14 protein-coding genes and 1 pseudogene are annotated in these 18,045 nt (G+C 53.7%); 8 read left to right on the forward strand and 7 right to left on the reverse strand.

All coding sequences use genetic code 11. The features are described 5' to 3' along the window. Positions 1-87: 87 nt before the first annotated feature. The 5 genes from NO366_RS17555 (at position 88) to NO366_RS17575 (ending at position 6,305) form a co-directional block, all read left to right on the forward strand. The gene (locus NO366_RS17555) at positions 88-1,017 is read left to right on the forward strand and encodes a glycosyltransferase (RefSeq protein ID WP_256532083.1); all 930 of its coding nucleotides are present in this window, start codon (positions 88-90) and stop codon (positions 1,015-1,017) included. A gap of 581 nt (positions 1,018-1,598) precedes the next feature. Further along, positions 1,599-2,339, forward strand: a complete 741-nt coding sequence (locus NO366_RS17560; protein ID WP_256532084.1) for a glycosyltransferase — start codon at positions 1,599-1,601, stop codon at positions 2,337-2,339. A gap of 81 nt (positions 2,340-2,420) precedes the next feature. Beyond that, a complete protein-coding gene (locus NO366_RS17565; protein WP_256532085.1) occupies positions 2,421-3,395 on the forward strand; it encodes an alkaline phosphatase family protein in 975 nt (324 codons plus the stop codon). Between the two features lie 58 nt (positions 3,396-3,453). Then, positions 3,454-4,848: a sulfatase gene (locus NO366_RS17570; protein WP_256532086.1), complete on the forward strand. Its 1,395-nt coding sequence runs from the start codon at positions 3,454-3,456 to the stop codon at positions 4,846-4,848. Positions 4,849-5,453: 605 nt separating this feature from the next. Next, positions 5,454-6,305 carry a glycosyltransferase family 4 protein gene (locus tag NO366_RS17575; RefSeq protein WP_256532087.1) on the forward strand — a complete coding sequence of 284 codons (852 nt, stop codon included), beginning with the start codon at positions 5,454-5,456 and terminating at the stop codon, positions 6,303-6,305. Between the two features lie 276 nt (positions 6,306-6,581). Here NO366_RS17575 and NO366_RS17580 read toward each other — a convergent pair whose 3' ends face one another. Further along, positions 6,582-7,718, reverse strand: coding sequence for a glycosyltransferase family 4 protein (locus NO366_RS17580; protein ID WP_256532088.1), 1,137 nt, complete (start codon positions 7,716-7,718; stop codon positions 6,582-6,584). A gap of 156 nt (positions 7,719-7,874) precedes the next feature. Between NO366_RS17580 and NO366_RS17585 the strand changes: the two genes are divergently transcribed. Continuing rightward, the gene (locus NO366_RS17585; RefSeq protein WP_256532089.1) at positions 7,875-8,774 is read left to right on the forward strand and encodes an alkaline phosphatase family protein; all 900 of its coding nucleotides are present in this window, start codon (positions 7,875-7,877) and stop codon (positions 8,772-8,774) included. Between the two features lie 24 nt (positions 8,775-8,798). On the opposite strand, the gene NO366_RS17590 is transcribed toward NO366_RS17585, so the two are convergent. Then, positions 8,799-10,226 carry an oligosaccharide flippase family protein gene (locus NO366_RS17590; RefSeq protein ID WP_256532090.1) on the reverse strand — a complete coding sequence of 476 codons (1,428 nt, stop codon included), beginning with the start codon at positions 10,224-10,226 and terminating at the stop codon, positions 8,799-8,801. 141 nt (positions 10,227-10,367) lie between these two features. Then, entirely contained in the window at positions 10,368-11,744 is a 1,377-nt protein-coding gene (locus NO366_RS17595; protein ID WP_256532091.1) for a sulfatase family protein, read from the reverse strand. A gap of 330 nt (positions 11,745-12,074) precedes the next feature. On the opposite strand from NO366_RS17595, the pseudogene NO366_RS17600 reads away from it, so the two are divergent. Both NO366_RS17600 and NO366_RS17605 read left to right on the forward strand, forming a co-directional pair. Further along, a pseudogene (locus tag NO366_RS17600) lies at positions 12,075-12,934 on the forward strand (IS5 family transposase). A gap of 134 nt (positions 12,935-13,068) precedes the next feature. Beyond that, a complete protein-coding gene (locus NO366_RS17605) occupies positions 13,069-14,052 on the forward strand; it encodes an SDR family oxidoreductase (RefSeq protein ID WP_256532092.1) in 984 nt (327 codons plus the stop codon). A gap of 42 nt (positions 14,053-14,094) precedes the next feature. Here the strand turns inward: NO366_RS17605 and NO366_RS17610 are convergent, their stop codons facing one another. The 4 genes from NO366_RS17610 to NO366_RS17625 form a co-directional block, all read right to left on the reverse strand. Further along, positions 14,095-14,535: a type II toxin-antitoxin system VapC family toxin gene (locus tag NO366_RS17610; protein WP_256532093.1), complete on the reverse strand. Its 441-nt coding sequence runs from the start codon at positions 14,533-14,535 to the stop codon at positions 14,095-14,097. Beyond that, positions 14,532-14,807 carry a hypothetical protein gene (locus NO366_RS17615; RefSeq protein WP_256532094.1) on the reverse strand — a complete coding sequence of 92 codons (276 nt, stop codon included), beginning with the start codon at positions 14,805-14,807 and terminating at the stop codon, positions 14,532-14,534. The genes NO366_RS17610 and NO366_RS17615 overlap by 4 nt, the downstream gene beginning before the upstream one ends. Positions 14,808-14,982: 175 nt before the next feature. After that, on the reverse strand, positions 14,983-16,842 hold the full coding sequence (gene glmS, locus NO366_RS17620; RefSeq protein ID WP_256532095.1) for a glutamine--fructose-6-phosphate transaminase (isomerizing): 1,860 nt from the start codon (positions 16,840-16,842) through the stop codon (positions 14,983-14,985). Between the two features lie 2 nt (positions 16,843-16,844). Next, positions 16,845-18,017: a sugar phosphate nucleotidyltransferase gene (locus NO366_RS17625; protein WP_256532096.1), complete on the reverse strand. Its 1,173-nt coding sequence runs from the start codon at positions 18,015-18,017 to the stop codon at positions 16,845-16,847. Positions 18,018-18,045: the final 28 nt, after the last annotated feature.

An 18,045-nucleotide genomic window follows, 5' to 3' on the forward strand; every position in this document is an offset into this window, starting at 1 on the left:
GTGAATAGGATGGGACCGACTTGGAAGTGTCGCACTGATCGGACACGAATACGAACGCTTTTCCACGCCCTACGGAATGTGTCCATAATGAAGGTCTCCGTCGTTATCTGCACCTATTCACCGGATCTGTACGACGATTTTTGCGAGGCCGTCGAGAGTGTCCTTGAACAGGACTACGACACGGTCGAAGTCGTCGCTGTGATCGACGGGTCCGATTCCGTGGGTGAACGTGTACGACGTGACTGGGACGACCACGACAGCGTGGCTATCGTCGAAAACGACGAGACTATCGGACTCTCGGCGAGTCGGAATCGTGGGAGCGAAGAGGCGACTGGTGACGTGATCGCGTTTATGGACGACGATGCGGTCGCCGCCGAAGGATGGGTTCAGGAATTAGTACGGACGTACACTGAGACTGACGTCGAAGCGGTCGGCGGGAAGATGCTCCCGCTGTGGGTCGCCGAAGAACCGTGGTTCCTGCCCGCAGAATTTTACTGGCTAGTCGGCGTGACGCACCGTGGTTTTCCCGCCGAAGGTCCGGTTCGTAACACGTTCGGCTCGAATATCTCGTTTCGCGCTACAGTCCTCGAGGAACTCGATGGGTTCGACGAAACGCTCGGCCGAAAAGGGAGCGGCCAAGTCCAGGGGGAAGAAACTGAACTTGCATCGCGTGTGAGACAGGAACTCGACGGCACGCTCTATTACACGCCGGACGCTGCCGTCTACCACAAGGTGTTTTCGTATCGGACACAGCCGCTGTGGTTAGGAAAACGGGCGTTTTGGCAAGGCTATTCGAAGAGCGTAATGGAACAGCGACTCTCGGAACCGTCTCCGACAGAATCTGCCTTTCTACGCCAACTGCTCTTCTCGTTCGTCCCGTCACGACTTCGTGGCCTCGTTTCGGACCCGTCTCGCTCGTCGCTAGCCCAATTACTGATGCTTTTCGTGCTGACTGGTCTCGTCGGGTTCGGGTATCTTTACGGAACTGCTCGTCGCTTTTTACAGAGTGAAGCGTAGTTTTGCGTTTAGGACGAAGGTTCTAGGCTGTTAGGGATGAATCGACACGATCTCGATACTAGCGGATACATCGCACTCTCTCCGACCAACTCGCAGGTGAGAGGACCAAATTAACACGCCGAGCCAGGCTAGTAGATTTCGACAGCGGCACGTATTTCACATCCACGGCACAATCTCGCGGCATGTCGACGCCTGACGACGTTTGTGTCGTCACTCATCCAATCGGGTCATCTGCAGACAGCCACGCCGAAACGTTAACTCGGATTATCGGTTCCATCACATCCGTCTCCCTCGTGGCCGTCTGGATTTCCGACGAAGCCTCGTTGATTGATGAGTACGACATCACCCGTGTTAGCGCGACTGCTATGAACGGCAACGTGGTTCAGAATGCGGTTCAGTTCATTTTAAACCAGTTCCGGATGGCGCTGATTCTCCGACGTCGAGACGAGTCGACGGTTCTCTTCTTTGGCACCACTGCGTATCTACTCCCAATTCTCGTAGCCAGAACGAGCGGAAAACGTGTCATTCTCGAGCCCCGTGGAGACGTCCCGTTGACCCTTCGCTTACAGTGGGAACGCCGAATGCCGGATCCATTGGCAGGCGTGCTCGCCGGACTGGTTCGATTACTCGAACGCGCCGGCTACCTGCTCGCCAATGACGTGATCACGTACACGCCATCGATGGCGCGCGAACTGGATCTGGATCCAACATCGGAATCGGTACACCCAAACGGGGCCAGGTACGTCGATCTGGATCGTTTCTACCCGCGAACGCCGTTCGAAGATCGGGATCGGGTCGTTGGGTATCTCGGTCGACTCGACGAGGAAAAAGGGATCCGAACGCTCGCCGCCGTCGCGAAGCACCTGCCCGAGGACATCAGGTTTCGGTTCATCGGCGATGGCGACCTCCGAAATTGGCTCGAGACCGAGCTCGAGTCGGAACGGGCTGCTGGCCAAGTGGAAGTGACCGGTTGGGTCGACCACGAAGACGTGCCGTCGGAACTGAGTTCCTTGCAGTTGTTGGTGATGGCGTCGGAACCAACCGAGGGCTTACCGACGACGATCCTTGAGGCGATGGCCTGCGGGACGCCGGCCTACGCGACGTCGGTCTCGGGCGTGCCGGACGTCGTGAAGGAAGGGGAGACGGGATATCTCATGGCAGAGATGGATCCAGAGTCTGTTGCGGCGGAGATCGCATCCCTCCTCGATAGTGATGAACTCTCGTCGACGAGCGCGAACGCCCGGGCGCTGATTACGTCATCGTACGACTTCGACGCGGCCAGGGACCGATACGAGGAGATCTTTTCCACCCTGGCGGCGTGATGCACGTCGAGAGACCGCCGTAGCAGGCTGTTTGATCTCGGTGACGAAACCTATAACCCTGGACCGTTAAAATGCGGTAGTATGACGCTGGTGGTACTGGGAATTGACGCACTGGATCCGGATCTCGTTGATCCCGAGCACCACCAAGCACTCACACTCGACCGGTACGAGTCCATCGAGACCATTCCGAGCATGACGGGGGAACCGAGTACGCACGAACTCTGGCCAACGATCATAACCGGCTGCAGTCCCGACGAACACGGTCTAAAACTCGAGGACGGCGTTGCGTGGGAGCATCCACTCCTCCGAATGGCACGTACCGTCGCGACGTATACGGTGCCGGATACGATCCAGACGAGAGTTGGCGCGTGGTTGCTCAACAACACGTCGGAAGATGCCTTCCGTGTCCCAGCGACGTACTACGTCGAACACGGTCTGTCGACGGTTTTCGATTCAGTCTCTGCGAAGGCGATCGGCATCCCGAACTACGTCACTAACCCAGACCGGGAGGATCGGGAACACCGTATTCGCCGGGAGATGGGGTCGCTGTTCGAACGCAATCCCGACACCCAAGGCGGTCACACCTCCTCCGACGTGACTGAATTCTACGAGCGGTGTATGGAGATGATTATGATTCGGACAGCTCGCATCCGACGGGCAGTTCGCAGTCGCCAATTCGAACTCGTCTTTGGATACACGAGTGGACTCGATCTTATCGGACACGTCTCTCACGATCGACCGGAGATGCAAGAACAGGCGTACGCTGAAGCGAACGACTTCGTCGTGGAACTCCTGGACGACCTCGATGAAACGGACGATCTGTTGCTCGTCAGCGATCATGGTCTGCAGGATGGATTGCACACAGACGAAGCGATGGTTGCCAGCACGGATCCCGAACTCATTGACGGAATCGGGAGTGTGACGGACGTTCGATCGGCCATCGAAGGAGAGCTCAACCGCGTTGATCACCAACCCGAGCCCCCCTGGACGGAGCAGGGATCGGTTGAACCGTCCGAACGAGTATCACAGCAACTCGAAGATCTCGGGTATATGTGACTTGCAGGATGAGGTACGACACGAAAGCGCATTCACCGTTTCATCTTCCCATCACCCAATGATAGCAAAACCCAACATCATCTGGCTTACGCTAGATAGCCTGCGTCAAGACCACACGACGATGGGCAGCTACGATCGAGAGACGACCCCCAATATCCAATCGATAGCGGATGGTTCAGATGGGATCGCCTTCTCGTCATGTTTCTCCCACTCTCGGGCATCCGCAACGTCGATCCCGTCGATACTCAGCGGCACGTACCCGTCGAGACACGGTACGTACTACGCGGATCGGTCGGGATTTCCGGACGAACTACCACTCGTCGCAGAACTACTACAGGATGTAGGCTATCATACCGCTGCCGTTTCCAATAACGCGTATGCGAGTGAATTAACCGGTCTCGAGCGTGGATTCGACGATTTCACGCTTCTCGGGACGACGCCTTTCGATCTCCTGAAAAGTGCCGGCGTTCGATCGGTGGCAAAATACATCGCAAATATCCGTCGTCATTCGGTGGGATTCGAGACAGATCTGCACGCTCACTCCGCCGCGTACTTGGTCAACGAAGTCACCGAACGGCGCATTCGTTCTGCGTCGGAGCCGGTTTTTCTGTACGTTCACTACAACGAAACCCACCGAGGATTCTATCCGCCGCTTCCGTACCTCGATCGGTTCACCGACGGGCTAGATATTTCACCCAGAGAGGCAGCCTCGATTGCGATGGACATCCACCACAACCTCGTAGAAATCGTCGCGAACGGATGCGAACTGAGTGAGACAGAGCTAGCTGCACTCGAAGCAATGTACGACGGTGAAATCGCGTATACGGACGATCGCGTCGGTGCCCTCTACGAAACGATTCAAACTTTGCTAGGCGAGACGATCATCGTCATCACCGCCGATCACGGTGAGCTATTTGGCGAGGAAAGTATGCTCGCGCATAAGTACAGTATGCACAACGCCGTACTGAACGTCCCGATGGTCGTCCAGGGTATCGAGGGCCTCACCGATGAGGGTCCGATTCAGCATTCGGACGTTATTCGAACATTGTTGGAAGTGGCTGGCGCCAGGACGGAAACCATTCAAGGGGTCGATCTCCGAGAGGAACAGCGTGAGTTCGCGATCAGTCAGTCGCCGCCGGGGACTCTGGACCCCTTACTCGAACACAACGCGTCATACGACAAAACGAAGTTCCCGACGGAGCCTTACTCGGTGTGTCAGAACGGGCAGTTCAAATACATCGATCGGTCGGACGGACCGCATCTGTATCGCCTTCCCGACGAAACGACGAACGTAGCAAGCGAACACCCAGATGCCGTCGAACAGATAGGTGATTTCTTATCATATTGGCTAGAAACTGAGGGCGAACGGATCGGGTCTGGTCAGGAGATCACCCTGGACGGTAAGACACAATCACGATTGGCTGATCTGGGATACTTAGACCATGAGATGTGATATGGTCATCATAATACTTTGTTTGGACGGCAGGGAAATTGACAAACAATCATAGACGGCTGATTGCACTAGTCTGTTTTACATTCAAGACACTGGATCTGTCTCTCAAAGATTGCTAACCACGTCTGACTCACCACGATGCCATCGTTGGTGCCACAACTACGATTATGGGCAATGTTTATACTCCGAAGATACATATCTATTTACTGCTAAAGCAATCCAATCCAAGCTGTAGCATCCGACATGAGTCTAAACGACACTATAGTAGAAAGGATAGACTGTCAGTTCCAGCTATGTGAAATAACCCCTGTTGGTTTAAAGTGAACATTCTAATTTCGACTCCATCAATGAGCGGGTTCGGTGTAGATTACACCTCTACAGTCGCAGCAACCCTGGATGATTGGGGACATAATGTGGAGGTTCTACAATTCGCAGCCCATGACCAGTTAGATAGGGTAACTGTCACTACTGCCTCCGTTTCCCGAACTATAGATCAAAAGTACGATACTAGTGTGACTCATTACGGTCGATGGGCACACAATTGGGTACTGTACAAACGATGGTACCAAATCGTTACAAGTCATTTGAAAGACAATTATTATGATGTGGTATTAACGGACAGAATATGTACCACCCCTACCGTACGTGCCGCAAGTACTGTTGGGGTATCATCAGTTATTCTTACCACGGGCCCTGCTGCAGTACGTTATGATTCTAGTGACGATAGTGTCGATAAAACTCCATCTTTTCCCTCCCTACCCGTATCGAAGAAAATTCAGTACCCGTTTATAAAATCAATACACAGACAGAATGAGGATGCGTTTACAACTGCAGACGAGGTAATCGCTCTCAGTGAATTCGACGCTAGCATTACAAATGAGACATTTGGGCGAACCCCTCGATGTATCTATCTTCCGGTTAAACTCGATGAATATACGGTGGATATTTGGGAACCAACGGCAGTTACGATGGCCAATCCAAGGAATGAACGGAAAGGACTAGATATCTTCCTTTCTGTCGCCAGGAACTTTCCAGACGTTGAATTCCAAGTAGTTGGAAAATTGCATGAAGGAGTTGATAGATCAGTGTTTGCCAAACAAGACAACGTCCGGTATCTAGGATGGGTCGATAACATGAAAGAAGTGTACAAAAATACGAAAGTGCTCATGATACCCTCAAAATATCAGGAAGGTGGACCTCGTTTGGTTCCAGAGGCGTTCGCAAATAGTATTCCAGTTATTGGCAGCGACCTTGGGGGGACGCCTGATTATATTGGTAATGGTGGTGAAATCGTATCAGATGTTCACTCAATTCAGGAGTGGGTGTCGACATTAGAAAAGTTATTGACAGACGATGAATATTACCAGATGAAGTCGAGCTTTGCTAGAGAGAGAAGTAGTTTGTTTGCCCTCAACTCCCAGGTAGGGAAACTGGAATCGATTTTACAAAGCGTATGAACTGCACCTTCGTTAAAAATGGATCTTGTTTAGACGTCGTATTTCGAGGCTTTCAGAGGTTCTACCGGGATCGGAAAGAGAATACTGCAATGGGCATCGGGGTATGCCACGCCAGATAGCTGGTTCACGCCCCGATGAGCCCGGCTCGTGAGTGATCTTCCATCGTTGCTCGCATCGTTTTGCTGCTCGACCGAGTCTGCGATCGGCAGAGACACCCTCAATCGACCGTTTTCGAGCGTCAAAACAGGGCCTAAAAATATAAACATGGGGTAGGGGCTATTCGATTATCCTTTCATAGATGGTTTTTAACTGTGATAGTGTATCGACTGCAAGGAACTTGCCCCTATATTTTTTAGCTTTTCTCTGATTATTCTCGGACAAGGATCTATCGATTGCTCGTGCAAGTGCATCAGGTGTTCTAGGGGAAAAATAGTCAGACACATCTTTCGGAGAAAATTCATTTATTCCTTCAGTGTCCGTAGCAACCACGGGGGTCCCGCTTGCAAGGGCCTCGATGATAGTGTTTGGTCCCATTTCATCTATTGATGGCATTACAAAAAGGTCGGCCTCCCAGTAGTAACGTGGGAGGTCTTTTCTCTCAATGAATCCAAGGTGGGTAATACACTTCTCAATACCAAGCGAATGGATTAATTTCCGTCGCGGAGTTCCTGTACCTGCGATAAAGGCGTGAAAGTCACTTTCAGACTTCGCAATTGCTCGTAGAAATAGATCATACCCCTTATGCTCCGATAAATCACCCACATATAATACAGTGGGAGAGTTCTTTTTTGATTCGTTTCCGAAATCCCAACTATTAGAAAATATTTCACTAACCCCTGGTTTCAAAACCCTTATTTTAGAGTTATCTACCCCATACTCAAGTAGTATTTTCCGATGATACTTGGTAAAACTTAATGCAATATCGTACGTTGCTATTTTAGTGAGTAATTGACGATATCGATATCCCACCTGTTGTTTAATACCAGATATATTACCATCATGATCCCATTGCCCTCCTTCCCGAATCGGTGACCACCCGCCTATGTTCGGGCCGATTACAACTGCTGTTTGGGCGTCTATTGCACTAAGTACTGTTGGGAAGATAAGACCATCTAGTCGCAATACATGGACGACGTCGTAATCACCTGTTCTCAATTCTCGGTGAATTCGAGGTAAGTTTAGAGCGATCTCGGCCTTATTCAGTTTTGATGCCCAGAGTTCGTTCGCCGATCCGAGGCAGGAATTACTTTGCGACGATAAAGTTGAATCCGGATTATCCACCATTAATGCAATGACCTCAAATTCGAAGGGTGGGTCATCCATATCACGGGCAGTATGTATCCAGTCATGGAACCGTCCAAACCTCCCCTCGCAATTTCCATTATAAAAAGGAGTTACATACGCTACCTTCATAGGGCCGATTTCCCGGAGATTGACCATGTAGGTTTCGATAATAAGAACACGCCCAGCGTCCAAATTCGATAGCCGTTAGATGAGACGTACAATCGGTTTGAGATGGAAGTCCAGGGTGCGGTATGAATAAATAGCCAGAATACCGTGTACACCATTATGACTGATCCAATTTGTGTCCTGGCCCTCGATGCCGCTGATTATGAACTCGTGAAACATTTTAATTGTGAAAATATACTCCAAACAAATCACAGATCGATTGAGGTTTTCTCTCATGAATACGATGTTCCGCAAACAACCGAAATCTGGCCAACAGTTGCTACCGGTGTCGGGCCAGCGGATCACGGACTGTCGACTGACGTTAGGGAGTGGGATAGCCAAACACTTCGGTACCTATCTATTTTCACATCATATCTCCCGATGGGTGTCCGAAAAGCGCTTGGACGCATTATTGAAGGAAGGGGTGCAAACCGAACGATCCAACGTGTTGCAGATGATGATCACATATTCGATGAGGCCTATGGGTGGCCAGGACTTACCGACGCAGACCACCTTCGCAAAGCTTGGAAGTGGTGTACTGAGGCAGAGGCTGGAAATCTGACTACAAAGACGCTTGATCGGCGACTTCGAGCTCACACTGGCCAAGAATTTGGGTGGTTAGTTTCGATGAGCAGGACCGATACAGCCATTATTGGTGTTCACTCTCATGTGCTTGATGTCGCTGGCCATTTATATGCAAACCAGCCGGACCTACTGCAAGAGGTTTATAGATGGGTGGACGATTTGGTTGGATTACTTCGGGCAAATCTTGACAAGCTCGTTATATTATCCGATCATGGTATCCAGAACGTGATCTGTGATGATAGTGATTTAGGGAATCACTCGTGGCGGGCAATGATTAGCGTTGATGGTGTTTCAGGGGCACTCCCGAAATCCGTGTATGATGTTCGCAAGTGGCTAGAGGCAGAATCAACACCGGTAGCATCACCCGATGAACAGCATATCGATGTAGGGCCAGCCCGTAAGCACCTCTCCGAGCTGGGATATCTTGACGAGTAACAGTCGAAGCCCGACCAAACTCCATCAAATATTGGTAGCGATTTCAAGCGTTTTTGATCTAATCTCATCCAACAGTATAAATAGGATACTAAAGTAAACTAACGCACCGAGTCCGATCAGTAGAAGCGTGTTGATGACGTTCGTAGATGGAAAAATTACCTCAAACAAGATAACAACGGCACCCATAATTATTGCTGCTGTGATCTGTTTGGCCACCCCGTATATTGGAAACGAACTGCTGACAAGTGAACTGGCCATTTGCCAACTAACCAATACACTAAGACATGTTGATAAAACGGTTGCCATCGCTGCTCCGAGGCTACCGTATGTTGGAATTAGAATGACATTCAATACAATATTAGTAATTAAGAAAATTATATTTATTCTGAATGTTAGGTCTGGCCTGTCAAATCCGTCAATTACAGCATGTACTTGCCCATCGTATGCTCGAAGAAGTGCAACAATAACTAATAGAACGAGTATAAATTGGCCTTCGGTGAACTTTGGCCCATAAATCGTCAATACTGAATCACCTAAAAGGAGTGCCCCGACAATTCCTGGAATAGGAAGCAAACCGGCGTAAAGCATGCTCTCGGAGAGTAGTTCCCTCACACGATCGGTTTCGTCACTGATAATTAAACTCGACACCTCTGGGAATAGATTTTTCTGAATTGAATTCGCTAACAGGACGAACGTCATAGCGAGAGTCCAAGACACATTATATATACCTATTACAGAATTTGAAACAAAAACACCCATAATTGCAATATCCATCCAGGTAAATGCCTGTGATTTCATCACCCCGAGGACGGAATATTTGGCGAACGAAACAATATCTACAAAGTTTTGCTTTCTCGGAATCGTAGGATTTAGGTCAGTACGACTGAGCAGATAGATGGCCCCGACTATTGTCATCAGGGCAAGGCTAGTAATCATCCCAATCATTAGTCCAGTTATGCGGAAGCCGACGAAGACGAGACCAACTTGGAAGGCAACGCGCATCGTTCGCTCTAATGCATACAGTCCGTTCGAAATGTCGACACGTTGATAGCCGCGAAGGATTTGACTAACCGTACCACTTGCAAGATAGTTCATTCCGAATAGGACCGCAATGTACACTACATACGGTCCACCAATGTAGGAGTTGACTGTCCCTCTAAAAAGGAAGAGCATTCCAATTGCGAATACAGTAATCGTGGTTTGAAGTACAAACGTTGCAGTAATTACTTCACCATCATTCTCACCTTCACTGATGCGCTTGATCGCAGCCTGTGTAATGCCGATATCACATATTAGCAACCATTTAATAACCGAAATAACGAGCGCAAATACGCCTAGCGGAGCTGGTCCAAGTGTACGGGCAAGATAAATCGTTCCAAGGAAGCCAGCAATAGTCGTAATAATATCAGCGGACCACGAGAAGAATATGCGTTGTGTGAGACTCTTATTCATCTGGGTTACACCATAGTCCAGACGGATCGAGTAGAAGAGGTAACTTCTTTTTACCCAGACTCCCAAATTTCAAATGTGTAGAAGGGGAAGCGTTTTTACTTTTTTGTGTTTTATTGTATTTCAAAACAATTATTGAGTTCATTACTTCAAGTACCCTAGTTCTTTCAATCTGGAATTTAACTCGTCACTGATCTGATTACTCCCGTGATCCGATTTGATATCTAGTCGTTGTTCGAACGCGTCCATTTTTTCCGCTAGTTCCGCTGGCCCGGTAGAAGTAGTGACCGTATCACTGTCGCCACGAAGGTCGTACCACGTGTCAGTCACCTCTGCGCCGATACCCCGACGCACAAGTTTCCACGGAAATGCTCGAACCCGAAGTCGTCTGCAACTTGGGTCTAGATCCGCCACGTGAGTCCCTCGATGAGCAGAACACGCACATACCGGTTCTGTAGACTGTTCCTTACCTAACACTTTCCCCCGGAATTTTTCCACTAGATCTTCTTCGTTGTCAGAAACAGCAAGTAACGAAGGTGCAAGGTTAATCAACGATACCTCTGTGGATATCTGGTCCGGTTCGACACCATTTCCTAAAAATAGCAATGGAACATGTAGTAGTTCTTCGAGCATCTCGGGTCCGTGCGTGAACGTATCGTTGTATTCCCCAAATAATTCACCGTGGTCCGAAATTATCGCGACAGTCGTCGAATCCAGATCGATTCCTTGAATCAGTTTCTGTAAATTAGTATCCAACCTATGTATCTCCTCGTCATACAGGTCAACTAGCGTTTGGACCTCCTGTTCTTTCAGCGACCCAGATTTTGTTACTAGTTTATCGTGAAGTGAGGCCATTTCCTCAGGTGCTATACGAGTGTCAGAAAATAGTCCATGATAATCGTCCGGGGGATAGTAGGGAGTGTGTGGTCCCATTAGGTGCACCCAGACGAAGGTTGATTTCTCTCGATTTATGGCGGTCTGAGCTTGCTGTACCGCGGTAGCATCGCGGTCTGGTGGACGGTTAAGTTGTGTCTTGCCAGACTCGCCACCGGATTCTGGTTTTAGTTTGTCATCTACCCATTTTAACGTTCGAAACGTGTGTGAGGAGTGCGGAAGTCGGTCGCTAATCAACCGGCGAATCCTGTCTGATATCGAAGAGGAGTGGTACAGGTCAATATATTCATCAAATCCCCTATCAAAATTGTACTCTGAAGTAAGCCAGCCATTTTCGTGAATTCCAATTGTTTGGCGGCCCGTTCGTTGATATGCTTCGGGGAGCGATGGTCTATCAGGGGACAATGGGCCATAGCCACCATATTCGAGCGGATAAGTAGATGTCAAAAAAGAAGTTACTGATCCGAGAGTGAATCCAGCGGTGGAAAATGCGCGTTCGAAGGTCATTCCTTGTTTAATAAGTCCGTCCAAAAATGGAGTTGTCTCACGCTCATATCCCATCGCAGAAATGTGATCTGCACGTAAAGAATCGATCGAGATTAAGAGTACATCGTTCTCTGGAGCCATCCGTATAGGAGAATTCGGGTTGGGACTATAATCATTTTCGGCTTCAATTCGTTCAGTTGCAGAGCACAGCGGTATTACGAGTTATCAGCTAACGAGATTGAGTCAGTATTTTGATAGTTTCAAAATGACGTTGTTCAAATGAGAATGAAATAACAGCATTTGATATTGTTTGGATGGTCATCATCGGTATGGAGTGCGCTTCAGGGGTACGTATTAGGCCTTGTTTAGATGCTAGACCTCGTTTAGATGGTCGTTATCAGCACAGAGCGTACTTCACTAGTAAGTTCTAGAGTGCTAGCAAACGCTGTTACTTGTCGAGCGTACTAGGAAATGAAGCGGGAAGCATCGGTTGTGCCCTCGAAGATTGCCTGCTTCACGCATTGTGTTGTGACGCTCTCTCATTAAGCCGTCACTGGAGCGCCAAGATCGGCGTTTCAACCGGGTGAGGGAGGCTACGCCGACTGGGTGATTGGGACAATTCACGGCCTCAAAACCTATCTCGATTTGCTGTATCGACGGCTGCTCGACGGGCTCTCAGAAATGCCTCGAATCGGTCGAATTCTCGATGTAGAACTGGCTGGATTACCCGATTTCACCACCGTCTGTACACACATGCAGCCGCTGAAAATGGGGATCTGGCGTGACTTCCTCCGACTATCGGCGCAGTTGCACGATACCGGCGACATTCAAGCAATCAACGCAACCGGAATGGATCGCATCGCGGCGATACAGCACAACGCGAAACGGACGAATTACACGTTTAGAGCGGTGAAAACGACGGCGTTGATCGACTGCGAAGCTGGTGTAATTCTCGACATTCATTGATCGATGAAACAACCACACGACTCTCAGATCCCGTGGCAACTGCTCACGCGGAACCTAAAGAAACTGACTATACCGACCTCGGACAAAGGCTACGGTTCGGAACTACTTCGTTATAAATTGCGATGTGAGGGCGTTACACCGATGATCAAGTACCGAGAATTCGTCTGGCACGGCGTCGCGAACAATATCTGCTCGATGATACGACGTGCCATCAACGATCGAATATCGAAGCGACGCTTTTCGCGCTCCGGCGAAAATACGGTGAGATCGTGCGAGCTCGAACCTGGTTCGGCCAGTCCCGCGAACTCGTCCTAAAATGTGCCGTGAGAAACGTCGAACTAGCGCTCGACGCTGCTATCGGCTGATTCCAACCGTCTAAACAAGGCCAAGTTTGGTGAATTCGGTATAGTCACAAACCGACGTCGTCTCACCCCTCTCCAGAACAGTGCCGTCTGCCGAACCACAAAACACAACCCCCGTCACAACACTATAGTATGTAATGAACGTCCTCGTCACAGGCGGTGCAGGCTTTATTGGTTCGCACATTACCAACGCACTTCTCGAAAACGGCCACGAGGTGATTGTTGTCGATCCTCTCGATCCCTACTACGATGTCGGGATCAAAGACCGAAATATCAAACTGTGTCGAAAGAGTTCCCCGGAGCGCTATACCTACGTAGACGGATCGATCACCGACGAGGACACCGTTGACCGGCTCTTCGACGAGTACAACGTCGAATTCGTCTTCCACGAAGCCGCCCAGGCGGGCGTCAGAACGAGCGTCGAGAACCCGCACAAGCCCCACGAGATCAACACTACGGGCCTCCTGAACCTCCTGGAGGCCGCCGTCGACCACGACGTCCGTCGGTTCGTCAACGCCTCCTCGTCGTCGGTGTACGGCCACGACGAGTACTTGCCCTACGACGAGGACCACCCCACCACGCCGCGAAGCCCCTACGGCGTCACCAAGCGCACCGCCGAGCACTACTGCCGAGTCTACACCGAAATCCACGATCTCCCCACGGTCTCCCTGCGCTACTTCACCGTCTACGGCCCACGCATGCGCCCCAACATGGCGATCACGAACTTCACCTCCAGATGCCTCGCCGGCGAGCCGCCGGTCATCTACGGCGACGGTCAACAGACGCGTGACTTCACGTACATCGACGACGTCGTCCGCGCGAACCTCGCGCTCCTCGAGACGGACGCGGCCGACGGCGAAGCCATGAACATCGGCTCGACCGGCAACATCACCATCGAAGCCCTCGCCGATCACGTCATCGCCGAGACGGGCGCCGACGTCGAACCCGTCTACGACGACGCGAAGGAAGCCGACGCCCGCCACACCCACGCGGACGTCTCGAAAGCCCGCGAGCTGATCGACTACGACCCGACCACGGACATCCGAGACGGCGTCTCCCGGTTCGTCGACTGGTACGAGGACAACCGTGAGTGGTACGCACCGCTCGTCCGGGCGTCGTGAACACTTCGTGTTCCATCCCGTGGCGAAGTTCTCCGACGTATCCTAGCGTGTAGCGACGGTTTTCGGGTCGAATCGCTCGACCAGTCCGTCGAAGTCGGTATCGAACGAGAGGACGCCGTCGAGACTCCGTCGCCTGACCTGCGCGACGATTGTCGCGTCCGTGAAACTGAGGCCCTGATCCGTATACTGTTCGAACGCAGTAACCGCATCGTCGAACTCTGCGTCGGTGACAGGGCACAGTTCGAACGCCGACGGGTACGACCCTGCCCCACGAAGTCGCTTTCCGAGCGCGATCGCAGCCGCCGGTCGGGAGGATAGAGCATCGGTGAGCGTCACCGCTTCGCCGTAGATATACGTCGAAACGACCGGCTGGCCGAGTGCACCGTCGTACACGCGGTCGAGTGCATCGCTGGCGACGTCGTGTCGAGTAGCGTCTCGATCGTGGTCAGCATAGATAACGCCGGTATCGACGATGATGCTCATCCGTACAGAATTTCGTCGATGTCTTCCTCGTCGGTTTCGACCCCAGAACTGAATCGTCCCTCGCGCATGGCCGCTTTCTCGTCATCGGTGAGGGGAACAGTCGTGGTTCGGAACGAATCGATGACGTCCTCACGAGACGAGTACGCGTCGTCGATAAGCCGTGAGAGCAGCTCCTGTTGCGTGACGTTGGTTCCGGTCTCCAGGCGTATCTCCGCTTGCAACTCTTCGAGCCGCGATTTCGAATCGTCGTCGACCTTCACGGCCGTGGTCATACGAATAGTAGCGGGTGGAACCTGGTAAACGTTTCCACCAATCTTCGGCTGCCGACGTGACTATCACGTTGCCGAGAACCTTTCACTGCACCGACGAGACAACCCCGACAATTCAGACGAGGAAATATGAGCCGTCCTGTTCACCCTGACGAAGCTGTTTCGTCCCTGAAAGCCCTCACTCCACGGTCACGCTCTTCGCTAAGTTCCGCGGCTTGTCGATCGACCGTCCTTTGGCGTTGGCGATGTGGTAGGCGAAGAGCTGGAAGTAGACGTTGGCCACGAGTGGTTCGAAGATACCGGCGTCCGGCACCTCGAACGCTTCGTCGAGCGTCCCGCCCTCCAGCGTACCGGACGTCACGCCGATCGCGGGCGCACCGCGTGCCTGCACCTCGGCGACGTTGTTCAGCGTCTCTTGCGGGTGAGCGCCGTCAGTCAGCACGGCCAAGACGGGCGTCTCCGGCGTCACGAGCGCGAGCGGACCGTGTTTCAGTTCGCCCGAGGCGAATCCCTCGGCGTGATCGTAGGAGATCTCCTTCAATTTGAGCGCGCCCTCGAGGGCGACCGGGTACCCGTACTCACGACCGACGAAGAAGAACGCGTCCGAGTCCGCGAGTTCGTGGGCCGTCTCCCGGATGCGATCTTCCTCGTCGAGTACCTGCTGAATCGCTCCAGGCAACCCGGTCAGGTCCTCCAGATGTTCGCGAGCCGCCGCGGCCGAGAGCGCACCGCGCTCGCGACCGACGGCGATGGCGAGGAGGGCGAGCGTACTCACCTGCGAGGCGAACGTCTTCGTCGCTGCGACACCGATCTCCGGGCCCGCCCTGATGAACAGCGCGTCGTCCGCCTCGCGTGTGACCGAACTGCCGAGTGTATTGGTGACCCCCATGGTCCGGGCCCCCGCAGCGCTCGCCTCCCGCAACGCACCGAGCGTATCGGCCGTCTCACCGCTCTGGGTCACCGCGATCGACAGCGTCCGCCACGGGTCGCGACCGCCGGTGTAGCTGTACTCGCTGGCCATGATCGGCGTCGCCCGAACGTCGGCGAGGGACTCGAACAGCGTGGCAGCGTAGCGGCCGGCGTAGTAGGACGTGCCCATGGCGAGCAGCTGGATCTCCTGGATCGACTCCAGGTACCCCTGCGGGAAGTCGACGTCGAGGCTCGCCGTCCCGGCGTTGACGTCGACGCGGCTGCCGAGTGCCTGCCTGAGCGCCGACGGCTGTTCGTGTATCTCCTTTCGCATGTAGTGGTCGTAGCCACCCTTCTGGGCCGCCTCGGCGTCCCAGTCGATGGTCGAGATCTCCGGCTCGATCACCGTGCCGTCGCGGTAGACGGTCACGGTCCCAGCCTGTAAGACGGCTACGTCCCCATCTTCGAGGTAGGTGACGTCACGTGTGTGTTCGACGAGTGCCGGGACGTCGCTCGCGAGGTAGGATGCGTCGTCGCCGTGGCCGACGACGAGCGGACTCTCCTGGCGCGTCGCGACGATACAGTCCGACCCAGCGTGGACTGCAGCGACCGCGTAACTTCCGTCGAGACGATCCGTTACCGACTCGACTCCCCGGCGGAGTGCCACAGGAACGTCGGTCGTGCCCGCGGCCTGAGACCCGCCATCGGATCGAAGGCCGTCCGATTCGAGCGTCTCTTCTAACAGGTGCGGAATCACCTCCGTGTCGGTCTCACTGGTGAACTCGTGGTCGGGGAGGTCGGCCGCCAGCTGCTCGTGGTTCTCGACGATGCCGTTGTGGACGACCGCGACGCTGTTCGCACAGTCCGTGTGCGGGTGGGCGTTCGCGTCCGTCGGCGGCCCGTGCGTCGACCAGCGCGTGTGGCCGATGGCGCAGGTAGACGACGGTCCCTCCGGAACGGACAGTTCGTCGACTTCGCCCGCGCGTTTCGCGATCGTGAGCGCCTCCGTCCCGTCTTCGCGAAGCGCCAGTCCCGCGGAGTCGTAGCCACGATATTCGAGCGTTTCGAGACCCCGGTAGACGATCGGACCGGCCGATTCGTCGCCGACGTAGCCGAAGATACCACACATAGTTATCCCCTCCTGACGACCGCGTTCGTTTCGAAGCGTCCGCTGACGCTGGTCCCGTCGGCGATGTCGACCCCGTCGCCGACGATGGTCCCCGGTTCGACGGTTACGCCGCCGCCGACGTGGGCCGTGTCACCGATCACGCCCCCGAACTCGACGTTCTCGTGAACCTCGTTCTCGACGACGACCGAGGCGGATCCGCCCGCTATCGTCACGTTGGCGCCGACGTGTGCGTTCTCTCCGACGATGGCGTCCCGGACGACGGCGCCGGGTTCGATCACCGCATCGGGGAAGACGACGGCGTTAGAAACGACGGCGTTCGATCCGACCGTCGCGTTGGCACCGAGCGCGGTCGCGCCGCCGACCGTCGCGTTGGGACCAACACGGACGTTCTCGCCGACGACCACGTCGTCGGCCATCGCCGCGGATTCGTGTGCACCCGCCGCGGACCCCCGCTGACCGCCGTCGATCGTCGCAGCCGTGACGTACAGCAGATCCCAGAGGTGCGAGACGTCGAGCCAGGTCCCGCGGTACCTGACCGCCGAGATCGACTCCGTCTCCGCCGCCGACGCGAGCGTCGTCGTGATGCCGAGTTCGCCCGCTTCCTGCGGCGTCTCCCTGATCGCGTCGAAGATGTCGGGATCGAACCCGTAGACGCCAGCGTTGATGAGCGACGACGGGTCAGCGGCGTGGGGTTTCTCCTGGATCGAAACGACGGTATCTCCGTCGAGTTCGACGACGCCGTACTCGCTCGGACGCTTCGAGGGGGTCACACTGACGACCGGACTCCCCGCTTCGAGCAACCGCTCTCGCGTCCGTCGAATCAGATCCGCGTCGACGATTCGGTCCCCGTTGAGGACGAGGAACGGCCCGTCAACGACTGATTCGACCTGTGCGACGGCGTGGGCGGTTCCGAGTCGGGTCGACTGCTCGACGTACTCGATCGAACAGTTCCAGTCGTCGCCGTCGCCGAAGTACGTTCGAATCCGCTCCTGTCTGTGGCCGACGACGAGGACGATCCGGTCGACGCCGGCCTCGGCGATGGCCGAGACGACGTACTCGAGGAGGGGTCGGTTCGCCACGGGAAGCATTGGTTTTGGACGCCTGTGGGTCAAGGGGGTCAGCCGTCGCCCTTCGCCGGCAGCGAGGACGACCGCAGGGACCGACGCTTCGTGCATGTCTCTCGTTTTACCGGTGAGACACTTG

This window comes from Halovivax cerinus, from assembly GCF_024498195.1.
GTDB lineage: Archaea > Halobacteriota > Halobacteria > Halobacteriales > Natrialbaceae > Halovivax > Halovivax cerinus.